This window comes from Rhizobium sp. BK529, assembly GCF_014194105.1.
GTDB lineage: Bacteria > Pseudomonadota > Alphaproteobacteria > Rhizobiales > Rhizobiaceae > Rhizobium.
In genome coordinates this window covers 1,962,142-1,982,530 of the sequence record NZ_JACIAU010000001.1, presented here as the reverse complement: position 1 = coordinate 1,982,530, position 20,389 = coordinate 1,962,142, and the positions used below count along the sequence as shown (strand labels likewise).

General features: G+C 59.0%; 24 protein-coding genes. 10 read left to right on the top strand and 14 right to left on the bottom strand.

Annotation, left to right across the window (positions count from 1 at the left end; all coding sequences use genetic code 11):
* Positions 1 to 210, bottom strand: coding sequence for a DUF2842 domain-containing protein (locus FHX08_RS10020; protein WP_132651144.1), 210 nt, complete (start codon positions 208 to 210; stop codon positions 1 to 3).
* A gap of 115 nt (positions 211 to 325) precedes the next feature.
* On the opposite strand from FHX08_RS10020, the gene FHX08_RS10015 reads away from it, so the two are divergent.
* Together FHX08_RS10015 and FHX08_RS10010 are read left to right on the top strand one after the other, a co-directional pair.
* On the top strand, positions 326 to 1,429 hold the full coding sequence (locus FHX08_RS10015; RefSeq protein ID WP_132651145.1) for a COX15/CtaA family protein: 1,104 nt from the start codon (positions 326 to 328) through the stop codon (positions 1,427 to 1,429).
* Between the two features lie 129 nt (positions 1,430 to 1,558).
* Complete coding sequence (locus tag FHX08_RS10010) at positions 1,559 to 1,726, top strand: hypothetical protein (protein WP_165911819.1); 168 nt, start codon at positions 1,559 to 1,561, stop codon at positions 1,724 to 1,726.
* An 87-nt stretch (positions 1,727 to 1,813) separates the two neighbouring features.
* On the opposite strand, the gene FHX08_RS10005 is transcribed toward FHX08_RS10010, so the two are convergent.
* The 8 genes from FHX08_RS10005 to cml all read right to left on the bottom strand — a co-directional run bounded on the left by FHX08_RS10005 (position 1,814) and on the right by cml (position 9,602).
* Positions 1,814 to 2,167 (bottom strand): VOC family protein, encoded by a 354-nt coding sequence (locus FHX08_RS10005; RefSeq protein ID WP_132651146.1) that lies wholly within the window; start codon positions 2,165 to 2,167, stop codon positions 1,814 to 1,816.
* Between the two features lie 101 nt (positions 2,168 to 2,268).
* On the bottom strand, positions 2,269 to 4,089 hold the full coding sequence (locus tag FHX08_RS10000) for an ABC transporter ATP-binding protein (RefSeq protein ID WP_132651147.1): 1,821 nt from the start codon (positions 4,087 to 4,089) through the stop codon (positions 2,269 to 2,271).
* Between the two features lie 200 nt (positions 4,090 to 4,289).
* A complete protein-coding gene (locus FHX08_RS09995) occupies positions 4,290 to 5,054 on the bottom strand; it encodes a DUF4239 domain-containing protein (RefSeq protein ID WP_132651148.1) in 765 nt (254 codons plus the stop codon).
* Positions 5,055 to 5,115: 61 nt separating this feature from the next.
* The gene (locus tag FHX08_RS09990; RefSeq protein ID WP_132651149.1) at positions 5,116 to 5,907 is read right to left on the bottom strand and encodes a sulfite exporter TauE/SafE family protein; all 792 of its coding nucleotides are present in this window, start codon (positions 5,905 to 5,907) and stop codon (positions 5,116 to 5,118) included.
* 84 nt (positions 5,908 to 5,991) lie between these two features.
* On the bottom strand, positions 5,992 to 6,915 hold the full coding sequence (argC, locus tag FHX08_RS09985; RefSeq protein ID WP_132651150.1) for an N-acetyl-gamma-glutamyl-phosphate reductase: 924 nt from the start codon (positions 6,913 to 6,915) through the stop codon (positions 5,992 to 5,994).
* A gap of 80 nt (positions 6,916 to 6,995) precedes the next feature.
* Positions 6,996 to 7,949: an agmatinase gene (gene speB / locus FHX08_RS09980; protein WP_132651151.1), complete on the bottom strand. Its 954-nt coding sequence runs from the start codon at positions 7,947 to 7,949 to the stop codon at positions 6,996 to 6,998.
* A complete protein-coding gene (locus tag FHX08_RS09975) occupies positions 7,939 to 8,307 on the bottom strand; it encodes an antibiotic biosynthesis monooxygenase family protein (RefSeq protein WP_132651152.1) in 369 nt (122 codons plus the stop codon). Before FHX08_RS09975 ends, speB begins: the two co-directional genes overlap by 11 nt.
* 107 nt (positions 8,308 to 8,414) lie before the next feature.
* Complete coding sequence (gene cml / locus FHX08_RS09970) at positions 8,415 to 9,602, bottom strand: CmlA/FloR family chloramphenicol efflux MFS transporter (RefSeq protein WP_132651153.1); 1,188 nt, start codon at positions 9,600 to 9,602, stop codon at positions 8,415 to 8,417.
* A gap of 280 nt (positions 9,603 to 9,882) precedes the next feature.
* Here cml and FHX08_RS09965 point away from each other — a divergent pair, with 280 nt between their 5' ends.
* On the top strand, positions 9,883 to 10,260 hold the full coding sequence (locus FHX08_RS09965) for a VOC family protein (RefSeq protein ID WP_132651154.1): 378 nt from the start codon (positions 9,883 to 9,885) through the stop codon (positions 10,258 to 10,260).
* A 52-nt stretch (positions 10,261 to 10,312) separates the two neighbouring features.
* Here FHX08_RS09965 and rpsI read toward each other — a convergent pair whose 3' ends face one another.
* Positions 10,313 to 10,786: a 30S ribosomal protein S9 gene (gene rpsI / locus FHX08_RS09960; protein ID WP_132651155.1), complete on the bottom strand. Its 474-nt coding sequence runs from the start codon at positions 10,784 to 10,786 to the stop codon at positions 10,313 to 10,315.
* 2 nt (positions 10,787 to 10,788) lie between these two features.
* Positions 10,789 to 11,253: a 50S ribosomal protein L13 gene (rplM, locus tag FHX08_RS09955; RefSeq protein WP_132651156.1), complete on the bottom strand. Its 465-nt coding sequence runs from the start codon at positions 11,251 to 11,253 to the stop codon at positions 10,789 to 10,791.
* Positions 11,254 to 11,604: 351 nt separating this feature from the next.
* On the opposite strand from rplM, the gene FHX08_RS09950 reads away from it, so the two are divergent.
* Positions 11,605 to 12,438, top strand: coding sequence for an enoyl-CoA hydratase (locus FHX08_RS09950; protein ID WP_132651157.1), 834 nt, complete (start codon positions 11,605 to 11,607; stop codon positions 12,436 to 12,438).
* On the opposite strand, the gene FHX08_RS09945 is transcribed toward FHX08_RS09950, so the two are convergent.
* Positions 12,439 to 13,275: an EamA family transporter gene (locus FHX08_RS09945; RefSeq protein WP_132651158.1), complete on the bottom strand. Its 837-nt coding sequence runs from the start codon at positions 13,273 to 13,275 to the stop codon at positions 12,439 to 12,441.
* Between the two features lie 479 nt (positions 13,276 to 13,754).
* Positions 13,755 to 14,078 carry a hypothetical protein gene (locus FHX08_RS09940; protein ID WP_132651159.1) on the bottom strand — a complete coding sequence of 108 codons (324 nt, stop codon included), beginning with the start codon at positions 14,076 to 14,078 and terminating at the stop codon, positions 13,755 to 13,757.
* A 105-nt stretch (positions 14,079 to 14,183) separates the two neighbouring features.
* On the opposite strand from FHX08_RS09940, the gene FHX08_RS09935 reads away from it, so the two are divergent.
* The 6 genes from FHX08_RS09935 to FHX08_RS09910 all read left to right on the top strand — a co-directional run bounded on the left by FHX08_RS09935 (position 14,184) and on the right by FHX08_RS09910 (position 19,860).
* Positions 14,184 to 14,612: a CoA-binding protein gene (locus FHX08_RS09935; RefSeq protein ID WP_184327102.1), complete on the top strand. Its 429-nt coding sequence runs from the start codon at positions 14,184 to 14,186 to the stop codon at positions 14,610 to 14,612.
* A gap of 117 nt (positions 14,613 to 14,729) precedes the next feature.
* On the top strand, positions 14,730 to 16,013 hold the full coding sequence (locus FHX08_RS09930; protein ID WP_132651160.1) for an O-acetylhomoserine aminocarboxypropyltransferase: 1,284 nt from the start codon (positions 14,730 to 14,732) through the stop codon (positions 16,011 to 16,013).
* Positions 16,014 to 17,181: 1,168 nt separating this feature from the next.
* Complete coding sequence (locus tag FHX08_RS09925) at positions 17,182 to 17,562, top strand: RidA family protein (RefSeq protein ID WP_132651974.1); 381 nt, start codon at positions 17,182 to 17,184, stop codon at positions 17,560 to 17,562.
* 266 nt (positions 17,563 to 17,828) lie between these two features.
* A complete protein-coding gene (locus FHX08_RS09920; RefSeq protein ID WP_132651161.1) occupies positions 17,829 to 18,143 on the top strand; it encodes a DUF982 domain-containing protein in 315 nt (104 codons plus the stop codon).
* Between the two features lie 372 nt (positions 18,144 to 18,515).
* A complete protein-coding gene (locus FHX08_RS09915; protein WP_132651162.1) occupies positions 18,516 to 19,010 on the top strand; it encodes a BA14K family protein in 495 nt (164 codons plus the stop codon).
* 505 nt (positions 19,011 to 19,515) lie between these two features.
* Positions 19,516 to 19,860 (top strand): cupin domain-containing protein, encoded by a 345-nt coding sequence (locus tag FHX08_RS09910; RefSeq protein WP_132651164.1) that lies wholly within the window; start codon positions 19,516 to 19,518, stop codon positions 19,858 to 19,860.
* Between the two features lie 10 nt (positions 19,861 to 19,870).
* Here FHX08_RS09910 and FHX08_RS09905 read toward each other — a convergent pair whose 3' ends face one another.
* Complete coding sequence (locus tag FHX08_RS09905) at positions 19,871 to 20,347, bottom strand: MarR family winged helix-turn-helix transcriptional regulator (RefSeq protein WP_132651165.1); 477 nt, start codon at positions 20,345 to 20,347, stop codon at positions 19,871 to 19,873.
* Positions 20,348 to 20,389 lie beyond the last annotated feature (42 nt).

Sequence of the window (20,389 nt, the reverse complement as noted above, 5' to 3'; positions counted from 1 at the left end):
CTACTGCTGTTTCGGACCGGCCATCCACTTGATGATGACCATGGCTGGCAGCACCCAGAGCAGGCCGGTGAGCGCGAAGTAAAGCAGATGCCCCCACCAGGGTGCATTGCCGAGCGTCGCGACCGCGATGGTATTGGCCACAATCGCATAGAAAAGCACGAGGATGATGATCAGGATCGTGCCGATGAATTTGCGAAGGCGGACGGGCATCGTATAACTTTCGAACGGATGGGACTGAGCCGGCGCGACGGCATGCCGCAAAGGTTCGGGGCTTGTTTTGCATCAGCCGGTGGGGCAAATCAACTGCCGGATAAAAGGAGAGATCATGGCCGTCGCGAACCTGAGCCCGGAGCAGGCGATCCGCACTGAGGTGCGTAGGCAGAACAATAACCGCCGCGCGGTTCGCATCTGGCTGGGTTTCGTGCTTCTGGCGCTCTTCTGTCTCGTGTTGGTGGGCGGCGCGACGCGGCTTACCAATTCCGGTCTCTCCATCACCGAATGGAAGCCGATCCACGGTGTCATCCCGCCGCTCAACGCTGCCGAGTGGGAAGAGGAATTCAAGCTCTACCAGCGTATCCCCGAATTTCAGCAACTGAACAGCGACATGACCGTGGAGCAGTTCAAGGGCATCTTTTGGTGGGAATGGGCACACAGGCTGATCGCCCGCGGAATCGGTGTGATCTTCGCACTGCCGCTGATCTTTTTCTGGGCGACCGGCCGGATTGAGAAGCGCCTGCGCTGGCCGCTCGCCGGCATTCTTGCGCTCGGCGGCCTGCAGGGCTTCATCGGCTGGTGGATGGTCTCCTCCGGCCTTGCGGTGCGTACCGACGTCAGCCAATACCGCCTTGCCACTCATCTCGTCATGGCTTGCCTGATCTTCGCCGCCTGCATGTGGATCATGCGTGGGCTCTCGCCGCATGCGGACGATCCGGCGCCGACGAAGAATTCCCACCGCTGGGCTGCTGCGATCGCCATCTTCTCGCTCTTCCAGATCTATCTCGGCGCGCTGGTGGCCGGCCTCGACGCGGGCTTCACCTATAATACCTGGCCTCTGATGGATGGCGCCGTCGTGCCTTCGGATCTCTTCATCCAGCAGCCGTTCTGGATCAATCTGTTCGAGAACCCGAAGACGGTGCAGTTCATCCACCGTCTGGGGGCCTATACGCTCTTTGCGCTGGCGCTCGTCAACATGGTGATTGCGTTGCGCGCCGCATCCTGGACCACCCATGCGCGCCGAACTGTAGTGCTCTTTGCGCTCGTCACCATCCAGGCGGCGATCGGCATCACGACGCTGCTGCTCGAGGTGCCCTTGCATTGGGGCCTGCTGCACCAGGCAGGTGCCCTCGTTGTCTTCGGTTTTGCCGTCGCCAACTGGCGCGGTTTTTACGGCGAATATTCCCGCACAACTGTTATCGCCGAGCGCGACTGAGCAGGGGGCAGCTGCTCCCGGATCGCAGAAGAGTGAACGAGATCAATGCGATAAGTCCTCGCTTGTTTTCGCCGTGACATGCTAGATTATGATCTGGCGTATGGGCGATCCTATGACGGGGGTGTTCAGATGAGCAGATTTCGCACGTTCGTAATGGCCGGCGTGCTGATCGCGCTTTCCGCAATTGCTTCGGGCTGCACATCGACGGAACGGTATGACTATGGCGAGGATACGTCGCTCAACCCGGCCTGCGCCGGCGGTTTCCGTCCGAGCAACAATCGCCCATGCACCTATTGAGTGGATACCGCTACCAGCTTCCGACAAAGACCGAAATGGCCAGCAGTTGACCGGTCAGAATGTTCGCGAGGAACAGGCGCAGCCTCATCAGCCCGCATGGGAGAGGATATTCAGCAGCTTTCCACTGGGATCGCGAATAAAGAAACGACGAACGCCCCAGGGCTCGTCGGCCGGCCCATATACGATCGCATGCCCGCCCGTCACAGCGCGTTGATAGATCTCGTCCACATCATCGACTTCAATCGAAATGTCGGGCACAGCGGCTCCCGATCCGCCTTCCGTCGCGATTCCGATCTGGGTGAGTGCTCGCTGGTCGGACGCAAGGGTGACGATCCAGCCATGATCCATGACGATATTAAGGTCGAACAGCTTTGAATAGAAATTTCCCACCTCTTCAATGGAATCGGTGGCGATATTCGGGACGATGCGCAGCACTGTCATGATGTTCCTTCCTCCGGCTGAATAGAACTATTAGTTGATCGATTTGCGGAACAATTCAGGTCTCGTCTGCCGAATCGTTCCGCATGTCGTCGTCTCAGTCCTCAGATACTGGCCTGCAGCCCATAGAGATTGGCATAGATGCCGCCGCTTTCCATCAGCCTGTCGTGATTGCCCTCCTCGACGATGCCGTCACCGGTGAGCACCAGAATACGGTCGGCATGGCGGATCGTCGAAAGACGGTGCGCGATGACGAGGGTCGTGCGCCCCTTGGCAAGCGTCAGGAAGGCCTGCTGCACGGCACGCTCGCTTTCATTGTCGAGCGCGCTCGTCGCTTCATCGAAGATGAGGATGGCCGGGTTCTTGAGGAAGGCGCGGGCGATCGTCAGCCGCTGGCGCTGCCCGCCCGACAGTTTCACGCCGCGCTGGCCAATATCGGTCTGATAGCCCAGCGGCAATGCCATGATGAATTCATGTGCATGGGCAGCGCGGGCCGCAGCTTCCACCTCTTCGTCCGTCGCATCTGGACGGCCATAACGCAGGTTATCCGCGACCGTGCCGGCGAAGAGATAGACATCTTGCTGCACCACGCCGAGATGGCGGCGCAGCGAGGCGAGCGTTACATCGCGGATATCGGTGCCGTCGATTTCGATCGAACCGCCGGTGACATCGTAGAAGCGCGGAAGCAGCGCGCAAAGCGTGCTCTTGCCCACACCAGACGGGCCGACAAGTGCGACGAATTCGCCCGGCCGGATTGTCAGCGACAGATTGCTCAGCACTTCCGCGCCGTCCTCGTAGCTGAAATCGACATGCGAGAGCCGGATCTCTCCCTTCGGCGCGTGCAATTCGCCGGCCGAAGGGCGATCCACCACGTCGGGGTCGATCTCCAGGATCTCCATCGCCCGCACGAAGCCCGTATAGCCCTCCTGCCAAAGACGGGCGAGGTTGGCCATGCGCTTGACCGGATCGACCAGGACGCCAACGCAGAGCAGGAAGGTCAGAAGATCGGCAATGGTGAGCTCCGCCGCAAGGATGCGCAGCCCGCCGAGGATGATGACCAGAAGCGTGATGATTTGGGCGAAGGTCTCCGCGCCGGCAGAGAACCAGGCTTCGCTGCGATAGCCGTCGGCGCGGCTCTGAAGGAAGCGCCTGTTCAGGACGGCAAAGCGCTTCCGCTCCAGATCTTCGTTGGCAAAGGACTGGACGACGCGGATACCCGCCAGCGCATCCTCAACTCTTTCATTGACGGCGGCGATCTCCTGCTTGCTCGCATCGAGCGCACGGCTCATGCGCCGGTTGAAGTGCAGCGCATAGGCCACGGCAAAAGGCGTTAGAAGCAGGATCAGAAATGCAAGCTGCGGATCGATGAAGACCAGCACCGCCATGGCGCCGCTATATTTGAGCATGGCGATCAGCAAGTCTTCCGGCCCGTGATGGAAGAGTTCGCCGAGCCAGAACGAATCGCCGACGATGCGGCTCATCAATTGTCCTGTCCGGTGCCGGTCGTAGAAGCCGAAGGACAGCTTCTGGCAATGGTCGAACAGTTCCTGCCGGATATTGGCCTCGATATGCGCGCCCATCATGTGGCCGCGATAATCGACGAAGAAGATGGCGGCTGTCTCGATCGCCACGATGGCCAGCATAAGGCTGCCCATACCGAGGATCTGCCAATAGGCCGAAGAGATATCCTTGAGCTCGATAAGTTGGCTCATGACGATGTTGGCGCAGAGCGGCAAGGCCACCGCCGCAGCAGCGACGACGATGGCGCAGCCGATATCCGCCATGAGCAGCGGAAGATGCGGCCGGAAATAGGACAAGAACTTGTACAGGCGCAGCCGACGCCTGTTTTGGGGCTGTGAGGCGGTTGAGAAGTTAAGGTTAAGACGCGGCGGGTTTTTCCTCGCGCGTGAAAGCAAACTGGACATGAAGACGGATATCCTGAGTGTTGATCTTGTTTTCTTGGTTGCTCAGGATCGTTTTCATGAATGCCTCCCGTTGGGACGGAACAATGGGTAGCGCGCTAATCAGGCAGCGCCGATGTCGCTTTCAGCGTGCTGCTTCTACCGCAAAATGCAGCGCAAGGCGATAGGCTTTTGCATGTGGCCGCGATTGCAATCGGTTCTACTCACGGATCAGGTCCGCTGATCTCCTCCTGCAATCGCTCGAAGGCTGTCGGGAAGAGCGTGGCGGGCGGACTGTAGGGATTGGAGAAGGCATAGATGAAGAAGAGGATGATGCCGGTAAAGATGCCGAAGATCGATAGCAGCAGCAGGTTGCGGCCGTCGGGCGCGTAAGGGTAGTAGCCGATGGCGGTGAAGATCACACCCGAAACCGCCGCGAACCAGAAGATCGGGCTAAGGGAGTCGGTGCCGCTGTTTTCCCGCCGGTCGCGGGATTCCGAGATCATATGGATCTCTTCGAGCATGTGGCTGCGCAGGCTCTCCTGCTTGGCATTGGTGGGAGCCAGTTCGAGAATCTTCAGATAGGCGATGTTCCACTGATCCCACGCTGCCGAAGAAAGCTCGCCGGTGCGCCCGAGTTCGCTCCACTCCTGCTCGATGACGATGCGGACATAGTCTTTCAGCGCCCTCTGGATCGGTGCTTGCGCCTCCGGACCGTAGCGCTCGGCATCATAAAAAACATCGCCGACCGCATTGCTTTCCACCGCGCTTTCCGTCCGCAAGGCCTGATATTCAATCATTTCCTGCGCGAAAACGAGGGCAAGTATCAGTGCGTGCAGGCTGGCAATGCGGGTGATGACAGAACTTGCCAGTTCCCTGTCTCGCCCGCCCGGGTCACCGCCCATGACCAGATACATGACATAATAGGCCGCAAGCACGGTTGCGGTCGTTCCTCCGATGATGGCAATGCCAATCAGAACCGATATCATGAAATTCCCCTCGCAGGGGAGTGTATGGCCTTCGTGGCGGGCGGGCAATCGTAGTCGGGCGCTATCGAAGCAGACTGTCGAAGACGGGCAAGCCGCCGATCGCCGAGACCGCAATCAGGATGTAGCAGGCCATGCGGAAGGTGCTTTCCTTCGCGAGCCCGAACAGTTTTGAACCGCTCCAGAGGCCGACCGCGTACGCCGGCAGTGTGGTGATCGTCAGCGCAAAGACCGCGGAGACGAAGAGACCGCCGAAATAATAGCTGACGAAGCTGAAGATGGTGGAGATCGAGAAGTATAGAATGACGTTCGAACGCACACGGGTGAAGTTGCTGGCACCCCCGAGCCAATAGGCGACCACAGGCGGACCGCCGAGTTGTGCCGCACCGCTGAAGAGGCCGGCGATGAGGCCGATTGCGGCAGTGAGCGGTGCCACCGGCCTGCCGTGATAGCGCCAGCCGGAAATAAGCAGTGCCAGCAAACCGATCGCAATGCCTGAGATGGCCCAGCGCAGGGCGAGCGGATCCAAAAGCGCCAGCGCTGCTGTTCCGGCGGGGACCCCAATTGCTGCGCCAACGGCCATTGTGAAGACCTCCTGCCTGTCCGCGGCTCGCCAGGCGGCAGGGATCATGCCGAGTGTGGCAAGCCCGTCGATCAAGAGCAGCACGGGGGAAGTGAGCTTCGGCCCGATGACGGCACCAGCCAACGGTATGAAGATGAGCGCTGCGCCGAAACCGGAAAAGCCGCGCGCCAGGCCAGCCACGAAAGCGAAGGCGATCAGCGCGGAGATGCCGTGATCGGGCAGCGCGGCATCAAACCAGGCGCGCAGGCCGGTCAGCACCGCTTCGAGCGTCATCGGTCGGCTCCGCATTCCGGATGGAAGGACAGGGCAGGACGCCCTGTCTTCGTTAAATCGTCTGAAACAGGCAAATGCCTGATGTCAGACGCCCAGCATCAGGTCCATGTTCTGTACGGCGGCGCCCGAGGCACCCTTGCCGAGATTGTCGTAGACGGCGACTAGCAGCGCCTGCGCGACATCGTCATTGGCAAAGACGTGCAGGCGCATGCGGTTAGTGTTGTTGTAGATTTCCGGGTCGAGTTCCGGCGTGCGCTCCGAGGCTTCGAAGGGAGCGACCTCGACGAAGCCCTTGATGCCGGCATAATAATCGGCGATCGCAGCGTGGAGGTCGGCGCCCTTCGGCACTTTCGGCAGATGCGAGAGCTGCAGCGGCACGGTCACGACCATGCCCTGCGCGAAATTGCCGACGACCGGCTGGAAAAACGGCACGCGTCCAAGCTTGGCATAACGCTGCAGCTCCGGCAGGTGCTTGTGCTTGAAGGTCAGGCCGTAAGGCATGTATTCGGGCGCATCCTCGCCCTTGGCGACGTAGTCCTCGATCATCGTACGGCCGCCGCCGGAATAGCCGGAGATGCCGTTGACCGTGACGGGAAAATCGGCCGGGACCAGACCGGCTTCGATCAGCGGGCGCAGCATGGCGATCGGCCCCTGCGGCCAGCAGCCGGGGTTGGCGACGCGTTTGGCCGAGGCGATGATACCGGCCTGTTCCTTGCTCATTTCCGGAAAGCCATAAGCCCAGCCTTCTGCGACACGATGAGCCGTCGAAGCGTCGATCACCTTGGTGCTGCCGTTCTCGATCAGGCTGACACTTTCCTTCGCGGCATCGTCAGGCAGGCAAAGGATGGCGATATCGGCTTCGTTCAGCAGGGCGGCGCGCACGGCCTTGTCCTTACGGCTTTCAGTCGGGATCGACAGCAGCTCAAGATCGCGACGTTCCGCCAGACGCTCGCGGATCTGCAGACCCGTCGTTCCAGCTTCGCCATCGATGAAGATCTTTGCTGCCATGATTATCCTGCACTTTCAGCGGGTTCGGGTTGTTTCCGGAATCAGTTTGCCACGAAGTTGAATCAATTTGATAACGGCATTCAAATTGCCGTCGCGCGCCGTTCGGCGTGGAGGCCCAGCATATACATCGCGACCGTCGCCCCCGCAATGGCGGTGATATCGGCGTGATCATAGGGCGGAGAGACTTCGACGACGTCGGCGCCTCTGACATCGAGCTGTTTCAGCCGCTGCAATGTGGAGAGAATTTTCGCGCTGGAAGGGCCGCCCGAAACCGGCGTGCCAGTGCCGGGCGCATAGGCCGGATCCAGGCAATCGATATCGAAGGTCAGGTATGCGGGCGAGCCCTTCGTATGGGTGATGATTGCAGAGGCGATATCGCTAGCGCTCATTTCCTCGATCTGATGACCGTAGAGGATGTGAATACCGAAATCCTCGGGCGCATGGGTGCGGATGCCGATCTGGATCGAACGGTCGGGATCGATAAGGCCGGCGCGCACCGCACGCGCCACGAAGGAGCCGTGGTCGATACGCCGCTCTTCGTCGAACCAGGTGTCCTGATGTGCGTCGAATTGCACGAGCGCCAGCGGGCCGTGCCGCGCGACATGCGCCTTCAAGAGCGGCCAGGTGACATAATGGTCGCCGCCGAGCGTGAGCAGGAAGGCGCCGCTGTCGAGGATGGCGCCCGCCTGCCGCTCGATGGCGGCGGGCGTATCCTGATGATTGCCGTAGTCGAGCAGGCAGTCGCCATAGTCGATGACGGCCATCTCGGCGAAGAGATCGCGCTGGAACGGATATTGTGGATCATTGTCGAAGATCGCCGACGCCCGGCGGATCGCCTGCGGCCCGAAGCGTGTGCCTGGCCGGTTAGAGGTCGCCGCATCGAAAGGGATGCCCCAGACGACGGCATCGACGCCGGTCAGATCCTTGGTGAAGCGGCGGCGCATGAAGGAAAGCGCGCCGGCAAAGGTCGGGTCGGAGGCGATCGATGTCAGGCTCTGTGCGGTGAAGGCATGGTCGATTGACTTATTTGCCATGGTCAGGACCTTCCTCCGCGGTGAATTCATAGGCGCGTTCTACCCGCGCAATGCGAACCTTATATTGCTTGTACCAGCGCTCGCGGCCAAGCCGCTGGGCGGCCAGATGGCTCACCACCTGCTTCCAGGCCCTCAGGCTTTCCTCATCCGCCCAATAGGAATTGGTGATCCCGAAGCCATCGGCATCTCGGGCGCTTTCGGCCCCCAGACAGCCCGGCTGCTGCAACGCCAACTCCGCCATCCGATCGGACATGGCGCCGTAGCCGTTATCGCCTTTGGTGCGAATAGAGGAGAAGGTAACGATGTAATATGGAGGCTCGGGTGTGGCGGCGAAGGGCGAGGGCTGGGCGGTCGACATGTGCGGGTTCCTTGTCACTATAGGAAGGGGTAGGTGAGCTTCTGACAGATTTCAAGGAATCACATTTCAGGGCAAGGCGGCGGATCTTCTCCGCCGCCCTTTTGGTCTCAGCCGCGAGCGCGGATGAGGCGTAACGCAAGCAGGGTGATGATACTCATCATCGTGCAATAGCCGGCGAGCGGCCATGCCGTATTGCCGTCCAGTAGCAGCACGAAGAGCGTGCCGACGCAGCCGACGATAAGGCTTTCGACACAGAAATAGAGCGCGACAGCCGTTCCGGCTGTTTGGCCAAAGGCCGCCAGCGCACCGTTCGCTGTGACCGCGGTCGTCAGCACGATACCGCCAGCAATGATCCACATGGGCAGGACGAAGCTGACGAACGATGGAGCAAGCAGCACTTCACCGATGCCGAGGAACAATGCGCCGACAAGAAGCATGCCCATGCCGCGGGCGAGGCTACCGGCCATTCCCCATCGTGCGACGAAGCGGCCAGCGAAACGTGCTGAGATGATCATCACCGCCGCTGCCGTGGCAAAGGAGAGGCTGAAGGCGAGACCCGAAAAACCGGCATGATCGATGAGCACACGAGGTGCGGTGGAAAAGAATACGAAGAAGGCTCCCATCGCCGCGCTGAAGCCTGTCGTGTAGGTCCAGAAATGTGCATTCGCCAGGATCGTGCCTATGCTGATCGGCGTCTTGGCCGATGTCTCAGGTCTCGTTTCGTGCCAGCCCCGCAGCGCATTGAGGATCGCTGCGACCATCAGCCCGCTGAGCAGCAGGAAGATGGCACGCCATCCGACATGATCGGCAACCAGTGCGCCGGCGATCGGTCCAAGCGCTGGCACGAAGGAGAGGATCGCGCCAAGCAGGCTGTAGATGACGGCGCCTTCCGGCCTTACGGCATAGATGTCGCGCACCGTTGCAAAGGTCGCCACAAGTGCCGCCGACGCGCCTGTCGCCTGCAGCAGTCGCAGCATGAGGAATAGTGCGGCCGACGAGGTGGCTGCGAGCAGCAGTGAGGAAGCCGCAAACAGCAGTGCGCCGCCAAGCAGCACTGGGCGCCGACCGATCCGGTCCGACAGAGGCCCGAAGAGCATCTGTCCGGCACCAAGAATGAGCATGTAAAGGCTCAGCGTCAGTTGAACGACTGTCGCCGAGGTGCCGAGTGCTTCAGGCATCTTCGGAACGACGGGGAGATAGATATCCATGGCAAGCGAGGCTAGGATATCGAAGGGCGCCAGCAGCAGCAGCGCGGCCGGCAGGGAGCAAGTCCAGTTTCTGTTTTCGGAAGGCATGGATATTCATCCGCTCGAATGAGTTCATTCGACGGCGATCTGCCTTCTCATCACTGTGTGGATTGGTCGGACAGATGCCGCAACAACATCAAAAGGTTGCTGCGGCGAATCTGTCTGCGGACGGGGTGGCTCCCATCTCAGGTCCTGTCTTGTCTGGTCTGAATATGGTACCGCTTTACCAGTGTCGGGCATCGACGACAATAGGTGATCGCCAATGCGTTGACTTCGCAAATTGCTTCCAAGAAGCTGCGCCGACCGAACCAGGAAGGAGCCACGGGCAATGTTCGATCACATTTCAATCGGGGTAAAAAGCCTCGAGAGATCACGCCAATTCTACGACGCGGCACTGGCACCGCTCGGTTACGAGCGGCTGTCGAATTTCGATGGAACGATGGGATATGGCGCCGAACGGCCGGCCTTCTGGGTCAGCGAAGTGGAGCGCCCGGTGCCGGCAGATCGCGGCTCTGGCCTGCATTTTTGCTTTGTTGCCACGAGCGAGGAGGCTGTCAAAGCCTTCCATGCCGCAGCCCTTGCCAATGGCGGCGAGGATAACGGTTCGCCCGGCATCCGCCCGGATTACGGGCAGTTCTATTATGCAGCCTTCGTCATCGATCCGGACGGCTATCGGCTCGAAGCCTTCTTCAACAAGCCGGAATAAAGAAAAGGCCGGGCGTGAGCCCGGCCTCCATGAAAGCATATCCAGAAAGCGATTAGCGCTTCGAGAACTGGAACGAACGGCGGGCCTTGGCCTTACCATACTTCTTACGTTCAACGACGCGGCTGTCGCGGGTCAGGAAGCCACCCTTCTTCAGGACCGAGCGCAGGCCCGGTTCGAAGTAGGTGAGTGCCTTGGACAAACCGTGGCGAACAGCACCGGCCTGGCCGGAGAGGCCGCCGCCGGCAACGGTTGCGATGATGTCGAACTGGCCGTCACGGGCAGCCGCGACAATCGGCTGACGCAGGATCATCTGCAGAACCGGACGGGCGAAGTAAGCCGTGAAGTCCTTGCCGTTGACGATGATCTTGCCGGAGCCGGCCTTGACCCAAACGCGGGCGACGGCGTCCTTGCGCTTGCCGGTCGCATAGGAGCGGCCAAGCGAGTCGACCTTGCGGACGTGAGCCGGAGCGGCAACAGCAGCTTCCGACGACGTGCCGAGATCCTTCAGGGAGGAAAGGTCAGCCATTATCAGGCGCTCCTTACGTTCTTCTTGTTCAGCGTTGCGACGTCGAGGACGGTCGGCTGCTGTGCTTCGTGGGGATGGTTCGGGCCGGCGTAAACGCGCAGGTTCTTCATCTGGCGACGGCCGAGCGGACCGCGCGGAACCATGCGCTCAACAGCCTTCTCGAGGACGCGCTCCGGGAAGCGGCCTTCGATGATCTGACGAGCGGTACGCTCCTTGATGCCGCCTGCATAACCGGTGTGCCAGTAGTAAACCTTGTCAGAATACTTCTTGCCGGTGAAAACGACCTTTTCAGCGTTGATGACGATAACGTTGTCGCCGTCGTCAACGTGAGGCGTGAAAGTTGCCTTGTGCTTGCCACGCAGACGCATAGCGATGATGGAAGCGAGACGACCGACGACGAGCCCTTCGGCGTCGATGACGACCCACTTCTTCTCCACCTCTGCAGGCTTCTGGGAGAAGGTTACCATAATTGTTACTCTCTCTTGGATCCCCATGCCCGAAGGCGAAGGGGCGTTTCTTGTTGCTTGGCTTTGGTCAGCCATAAGACGACCAAAAAGAAAGCAGCCCCGAGAGGCTGCATTTCTGGCGCGGCTTATAACGGCAATCACCTATAGGGTCAATACAAACGCTTTCGGCAACAAGAAAAATAAACAAGCAAAAACAGTTATTTAGAGATGAGGTATTGACATACCTCACTTTAATGCGCCCGAAAGCTCGAAGTTTTACCCTTCATAGGCACTGCTGCGCCGTATTCGGCTCGAAATCGCCGCACCCTTATGGCACAAGAGCCGAACGGAGACAGCACACAGGACTATGCCATGGCCGAGATCGTATCCTTCCGCAAGGACAACAACAATTCGGGCGAGGGCGCCCTGGTGCTTCGCCAGCTTTCCGGCGGCATATTGCGTCTGACGCTCAACAATCCGCCGGCCCACGTCCTGTCGATATCGATGATGGAAACGCTGATGGGCGAACTTCAGGGGGCCGGCGGCGACGACAATGTGCGTGTCGTCGTCATCGCTTCGACCGGCAACGTTTTTTCCGCCGGTCATGACTTGAAGGAGCTGACGGCTCATCGCGCCGACGAGGATGGTGGCGTCGCCTTCTTCGAGGAAACCTTTGCGCTGGCCGCCGACCTGATGCTGGAGATCACTCGCCTGCCGAAGCCGGTCATTGCAGAGATCGACGGTCTCGCGACGGCCGCAGGCTGCCAGCTTGTTGCGAGCTGCGATCTCGCGATCTGCACGGATACGTCCACCTTCTGCACGCCGGGCGTCAACATCGGCCTTTTCTGCTCGACGCCTTCTGTTGCCGTCTCGCGCGCCGCTCATCGCAAGCAGGCAATGGAAATGCTGCTGACAGGCGAAACGATTGACGCCTCCACTGCCAAGGACTTCGGTCTCGTCAACCGTATAGTGCCGAAGCAGTATCTCACGCAGGTGGTCAGCAAATATGCTTCCGTCATCGCCTCGAAATCGCCGCAGGCTCTGAGGATCGGCAAGGAAGCCTTCTACCGGCAATTGGAGATGCCGATTGCGGAAGCCTACGATTATGCCGCAAGCATCATGGTCGACAGCATGCTGACCGGCGATGCACAGGAAGGGATCAGTGCGTTCCTTGGCAAGCGCACGCCCGAATGGAAGGACGAGTGATCAGGCGAGCTTCAGGATCAGTCCGCCGAGCGCGATGATGACACCGGCGAGATAGCGCCAGACGCTGGCCTTTTCCTTCAGCACCACAACCGAGATGACGAGAGCAAAAAGGATGGCGGTTTCGCGCAGCGCCGCCACCGTCGCGACCGGTGCCCTCGTCATCGCCCAGAGCGCCAGCCCATAGGAGGCAATCGAGCCTGCGCCGCCAATCAGCCCCCGCCACCAGTTGCGGCGGATATGTTTGCCGACGGTCGGCAGACCACGCTGCGAGATCGCCCAGGCGAACAGCAGAACCGGCGGCAGCAACGACATCCAGAGCGTATAGGAAACCGCATTGCCGGAAAGCCGTGCGCCGATACCATCCACATAGGTATAGGTGGCGATGACGCAGGCATTCATCAGGGCGAGCACAATGGCGTGGCGGCTGCCATGGCGAGCTTCGAAGGCAAGTGTCATAATGCCGGCGCAGATCGTCATCGTGCCGATAATCGCCCCACCCGTTAGATTTTCGCCGAGGATGAAGCCGCTGGTCGCGACGATCAGCAGTGGAGCGCCGCCGCGCATCAATGGATAGACGAGGCCGATATCGCCCGCCCGATAGGCTGCGGCGACCAGCTGGAAATAGGCAAACTGTAGGATGGCGGAGGCGCCGATAAAGGGCCAGGCCTGTGGTTGCGGCAAAGGTAGCAGCGGAAGGAAAGGCACCGATGCGACCGCACCGCCCGCCGAGATCAGCGCAGCATCAAGCGACTTATCGGTGCCGGCTTTGATGATCGCATTCCATGTCGCATGCAGAAGAGCACCGAAAAGGACGAGAAGAACGACGTCGAGAGCCAAGATGAATGTTCCGGAGCAGTGCAACAAGACATGGGAAAACACTACAGCTTTCCCGTTTAGAACGGACCTTAAAATGACAACCTGTGTTTGCGCGATTTAAGGCACCGCCGTACCGGCATGTTCAAATTTCGGATAGCATGGATCGATCTGGCGAACAATTGCCCATAGTTGTGGCAATTTCTGCGTGCGCTCGAAATACGTTCAATCGCGCCCACCTCACTCAACTATGAGATGTCTCTAATGGACGCGTGAACATAACGCGATCAAATTATGCATGGAAGGTGAAAGTCTTTTTATTCAAGGAAATGTCGGGGACCCTATGATGCTGAAATATAGACATTATTCTATAACTTTGAAATGATTATAAATTCACAACTAAAAGGAATTTTGATTGGAATTTCTGTAGCTGCAAATTGAACATCGGTCCTTTCGCAGATGCGAAAGGACCGCTAACATCCGTAATTCCGATTGGATACCGACTAGAGGCTATAGTGTGGAATGAACATCATCCCGTCTAGGTTGTCCATATTCTGGCAGTTCAGCACCCGACATCTTGGATTGTCCTTGGAAGGAATGCTTGTCCATTCCGCATAATCGGTCGCGTCGCAGTAGCTGCTGTTGCGCACGTAGCGGTCATAGAGCGGAAGGCCTCGCGGCGAAGTGTAGCGAAAGATGACGGCGCCTTCGTTATGGATTGCCGCCCGTACGCTCTGGCAGCTCATGGCAAGCGGATTGTAGCGCGAGATTGCAAGCGCCGGCGAGGCGGCTAGCACGAGCGCGAGGGTAAGGGCGATTTTTTTCACGGCACAATTTCTCCCTGATATTTTCCGGCACCTATATATACGTTGAAACAAGCCGCCGGTTTCAATGACCGGCAAACATGAAATCTGTTTCCGGGAAAGCCAGATATGAATCACGATGCCTATGCCGACGACTATCTCTCCGGGATCCTGAAATCCGTGAAAACCATTGCGCTGACGGGGGCTTCGCCCAATCCGGCTCGGCCGAGCAATGGTGTTATGAGTTACCTGCTGTCGCGCGGCTACAAGGTCATTCCCGTCAATCCCGGGCAGGCCGGCAAGCAGATCCACGGCCAGACCGTTTATGCCCGGCTTGCTGACATTCCCGAGCCGATCGACATGGTCGATGTCTTCCGTGCCTCCGAATATCTTGGAGACGTTGTGGACGAGGCGCTGGCGCTAGAGCCCCGCCCGCAGGTTGTATGGGCGCAGCTCGGCGTGCGTGATGATGCAGCCGCCGCCAAGGCGGAAGCCGGCGGCATCAAGGTTGTGATGAACCATTGCCCGGCTATTGAATATCCGCGTCTTCTCGGCTGACGCCATCCGGCAGGACGGATTTTCCCCGGAACGTGCCAAGGTTGAAAAAGATCGCGGTTAACTTTCGCCTTCGAGTGGCTATGATCGCCCTGTTCAACAACAGGGTAGGAAGACGACATGGCCAAAAACGATCCGGGATTCAATACGCTGGCGATTCATGCCGGAGCCCAGCCCGATCCGGCGACCGGCGCGCGCATAACGCCGATCTACCAGACGACGGCCTTCGTCTTCAACGATGCCGACCATGCCGCAGCCCTGTTTGGCCTGCAGCAGTTCGGCAATATTTATACGCGCATCATGAACCCCACGCAGGCGGTTCTGGAGGAACGCGTTGCAGCGCTTGAGGGCGGCACGGCAGCGCTTGCCGTCGCCTCCGGCCATGCCGCACAGATGATTGTCTTCCATACACTGATGCGTCCCGGCGAGAATTTCGTCGCTGCCCGCCGTCTCTATGGCGGTTCGATCAACCAGTTCGGTCACGCCTTCGAGAATTTCGGCTGGCAGGTGCGCTGGGCCGATCCGGAAAGTCCTGATGATTTCGAGAGCAAGATCGATGACAAGACGAGAGCGATCTTCGTCGAAAGTCTTGCCAACCCCGGTGGCACCTTCGTCGATATAGCCGCGATCGCCGAAGTCGCCCACCGCCATGATTTGCCGCTGATCGTCGACAACACCATGGCGACACCTTATCTCATCCGGCCGATCGAGCACGGCGCCGATATCGTCGTGCACTCGCTGACAAAATTCCTCGGCGGCCACGGCAACTCGATGGGCGGCATCATCGTCGATGGCGGCACCTTCGACTGGTCTAAGACCGGCAACTATCCGATGCTATCAAGCCCGCGCCCTGAATATAATGGCGTCGTTCTGCACCAGACCTTCGGCAATTTCGCCTTCGCGATCGCCTGCCGCGTGCTCGGCCTGCGTGATCTTGGCCCGGCAATCTCGCCCTTCAACGCTTTCCTGATCCTGACCGGCATCGAGACGCTGCCGCTGCGCATGCAGCGCCACAGCGACAACGCGCTTGATGTTGCCAAATGGCTGAAGGCTCATTCCAAGATCACCTGGGTGAACTATGCGGGCCTCGATGACGACCCGAACCACGCTCTGCAGCAGCGTTATTCGCCGAAGGGCGCGGGCTCTGTCTTCACTTTCGGCGTCAAGGGCGGCTACGAGGCCGGCAAGACGCTCGTCGAGGGTCTGGAGCTCTTCTCGCATCTCGCTAATATCGGTGACACGCGCTCCCTGGTGATCCACCCTGCCTCCACCACACACCGGCAGCTCACCGACGAGCAAAGGAGCGCCGCTGGCGCAGGGCCAGATGTGGTGCGCCTTTCCGTCGGCCTCGAGGATGTGAAGGATATCATTGCCGATCTCGAGCAGTCGCTGTCGAAGATCTGAGCGTTGTTCGCAGCAAACGTTGTAACTCGCAGACGACATTTGTCGGGCATAGGATCAGCGTCCGGTTCGAATAGAGCCGGGCGGCAATTTCGTTCGACCGCACGAAAAAAGGAAAAGTAAGGGATCGGGCCCCTCGATCGAAATCGTGACGTTCTTACTGCGGACGATACACGTCGAGCAGCGCGGAAAGCATCCTCTGAACTTACGGATGGACGACCATGTTAACGGCATCGGCAAGCGCGAACATCCACGCTCTCGGATGCTTTGTTCGGGATAGTGATCTGCGAGCCGATCATTCAGGATCACATGAACCGCAACCTGATAGCTATTGCTGGTGCCTGGTTTTTCGTAAGCAAAGTGACCGATTGGCCTTGAACATACGGCTCCCGTCACGCCTGCCTCTTCGAAGGCTTCGCGTTATTCTAGCGAGTGGCCTTCACCGCTTCTGAAGTTCTGCTCGTCGTCGCACGGCATCGACAGCCGCATCCAGCATTTCTTTGATACTGCTGGACCTCCTAATTATCTCTTCCAGCTCCTTCGCGTCGAGCAGAGGAGGGGGGCTGACTGGGCGGTTGTCGTTGGCTGGCATAACGGTCCCCATGGAACAGTTTATGCGCCCATCCTAATTTAAATGGCTTTCTTCTTCGTAAACGGGTGTGCCGGCGCCCGAGGCAGTATTGTCACCCGATATCTGGGGGATTGGGCAGCCCGTGGCAACGTTCTAAAATGCAGTAACGGTTGATTTGCCCGCATGCCCAATTGAAGGCACCCCCGTGCGGGCAGGTCAGCCGGCTCCAATCACTGGACTTCAGCCATGGCAGCATTGGCCAGACACCTATCGGCCTGTCCCGTTCTGCGACAGCTGCGGCGATGCAAGCAGAGCGATGTGACCAACCGGTTTTCGACTTTAGCGCGTCGTTGATTTCCATCGAGGATCGCGGCTTCCAGAACGATCACCATTAAAGCGATGGAGAGCCACACGACGCGGCCTCGGTGTGGATGGACGTGGTTCGCAAATCCAGTTCTCGATTGTATTTTCCACCGTTTACAAGGGTTCTCCAGGTGACGATTGTCCAAGGGGCTGGCGGCCGATGTTAAAATCGGACTTCAATCTGATATGTTGTCGAACAAGAAACGCTTTTTGGTGCGTTTAGGGTGTGAGGAAGAGATGAAACGGGAAGCGATCAATGCCTTGGATGCGCCCCAGCCGCGCGGCTACTCCCAGGCCGTGAGGCTGGAGAATTTCGAAAGGTTGCTGTTCGTCAGCGGCCAGGTTCCGGTCTTGTCGGGGCAGGCGATCCCGGAGGATTTTGCCGCGCAGGCGCGGCAGGTGTGGCTGAACATCGATGCCCAACTCTGGGCCGCGGGTATGGGCAAATCGGACATCGTCAAGATCAACACCTATATCGCCGATCGCGGTTATTTGGCAGTCAATCGCGAAGTTCGCAGCGAATATCTGGGCGCGCTGCTTCCGGCCTCCACGCTCGTCGTCGCCGAGCTCGTCGATTCCGCCTGGCTGCTGGAGATCGAGGTGGTCGCGGCGCAATAACAACGGCAATGCTCTCGAAGGTGCCCACACTGAGCTTGTCGACGAGACGATCAGCATCGGCGGTCGGCGGCTTGAAAGTTATCTTGCGATCGAACACATCATCGCAGCTGCCACGCGGCGGGCGCTCAGGCGATCCACAAATGCCGATTTCGCCGAAGCTGCCGAAGCGACCGGATCGCATCCTGTGAAACTCAATTATAAATGTTGAAACTACGACCGTGGCATATTGGTGTATGAGTGTTTGCTCAAGGACTGGGGTTGAGGGCATGACCACGAATAGATTTTCGGCCTTTGCGCCGATCGGTCTCAAATTTCATGGCAAGCAAACGCGCACGGTGGTCCGAAATCTCGCCGGCGCCGCGCGCGTTCTTCTCCAGGATTGGCCCTCGGACGATGGCGAGGAGTACGTTATTGCCGTCAAGGCCTGCGTCGACGCAATCACCGGCGAAGTCGGTCCTGAACAGTTCCGGCAGGCTTTGCTGCGGGCTGCGAGCGAGGCAGGCATTATTTCCTTTTCGCTCGTCCACGAAGCGCCGCCAGACCTCAATGTCGACGGAACTCTCTCGGTCAGGGAGAAGTGAACCAGCATCAGACTTACGGCCCACAGAACTCATCGGCACCCAAATCCGGGCCGTTCTTTCTGACCGCGTTCCATGCTGTCAGGGATCGTCAAGCCGCGTTTCGTCTAGGCTATTTGGATCTCTGAACCGCGATGTTGAGGAAATCCGACACACGCTCGGATTCCCGTTCGGGCGCGAGACAATTACCATCGAAGGCCGCTCTGGTAATCTCCTTCTTCGAGACGTTCTGCAACGATATAAAAATCAGTCAGGTCTCCGCACGGCATAGGTCATTCGATGGCTCTGCGGAACGTTTGTCGTCATATTGCGTTCACCTTTAGTTCAGGCGGCGGGGAGGAAAATTTCCGCCATTTGGAGCAGAGGAGAACAGTCATGAATAAGCTAGCCACGGCAGCGTTCGGCTTGGTCATAGTTGTTCCCGGCGTCACGCCAGCTCAGGCGTTTCCGGCAATTAACCCACCCAGGATCGAAGTACAGCAACAGGTAGAGCCCGTGCAATGGCGTCACGGAGGGGATGGCCACTGGAACGGCGGCTATCACGGTGGTTACCACCATCACCATGGATCAAACTGGGGCTTGGCCTTGGGTGGCTTAGCTCTTGGTACGATTATTGGTGGCGCGTTGGCACAGCCGTATTACGGCTCGTACTATGACACGTATTATGGCTCTCCCTACGGCTATTACGGCCGGCCTTATAGCTATTACCAGCCTTACTATTACCGGCCGTATCGATATGCACCTTCGGCCTACTACGCAGGAGGCAGCCACGTGCGTTGGTGCTATGCGCGATATCGTTCGTACAGGGCATTCGACAACACCTACCAGCCTTATTACGGCCCCCGTCGCCAGTGCTTAGGACCCTATTGAGGGCAGGGAATGCGGAGATGTAGGGGGCGGAACGAGGCGCTTTTTGCAGTGGCTTATGCAAGTTTCGCCAGATCGGCTCCCCCTCCGTCTGAGAATTTAAACGCTGGGGCGATGTATAGCATATGTCAGGCAAAAGCGGCGACCGCCTGTGCCTTGTTAGCCTCTCAGAGCCAGATGCCAAACTGGTTCGGTGGCGAAAAGTCCTTTATCCCGATCCTCGGCCAATCGCATCTCCTATCAAACTGGAGTTTGGAGACGGTGCGGTGGCAAGTTGGGTCCGTCCTGAACGCATAACCTGGAAGGGAGATGTAGCGACTTGGCGACATGCCGAACAGCATGCAAATCGTCAATGCGGCACAAAAAGGCTTCATGGATGCCTCCCTTGTGGTTTAAGGCAGGCATTGTCCCATAGAGCAAGGCTCTCGCACATATATCCATTTGTGCTAATACTGCGCCGGGGCGACACGCCATGCGCCTGCGAAGGACATTGAGGAACAGGGTGACCATGGCAAACGCGATCCCCTTCGAGATCAAGAGCCTCGAACCGGAATTGGGTGCTCCCGCTGCAGAGCGCATCATTTCCGGCGATCCGCAATTCCGCACCTGGAATCTCGAAGAGGCCGAAGGCGGTCTCTACGCGGGCATCTGGGAGGCGACACCGGGCAAATGGCGTATTGTCTATGAGGAATGGGAATATTTCAGCATCCTCTCCGGCCACTCCATCGTCACCGAAGACGGCGGCGAGCCCATTCATCTCAAAGCCGGCGACCGCCTGATCCTCAGACCGGGCTTCAAGGGAACCTGGGAAGTCGTTGAAACGACTCGCAAGGATTATGTGGTCCGCCTCTAACGTCGCGTCATCAGTCTTTGTCCGAGCCGGCCCGGAAACGGCCGGCGAAATCCTTCGAGGCGATCAGGTTCAGTGTGTCGCGCAGCGCCTTTGCCTGCTCCTCGCCGAAGAGGCGCTCGAAGCGTTCGTGCGCCTCCCGCCAGAGCCGGGTCGCTTCCTGCCACTTTTCGATGCCTGCTTCCGTCAGCTTCACGCGCTTGACGCGGCGGTCCTTCCCGTCGGGCACGAGTTCCACCATTCCGTCGCGGATCAACGGCTTTAGCGTGTGGCCGAGGGCCGACAAGTCCATCACCATGCTCTCGGCCAGAACCTTCAGCGATGAACCGGAATTCATGTGGATCTGCGTCATCAGCGTATATTGCGTGCCCCTGAGACCGCTCGCATCGATGAGGTCGTCATAGAGCTGACCGAGCTGCCGTGTCGCGCGCTTCAGCGCACTATTGCTGCAGACCTGCCAGCCTTCGAAGCTCTTCGTCCGTTCATTCATCACCATTCTCCTGCGGCCGATGTCTCCAGCATATCGACGGGC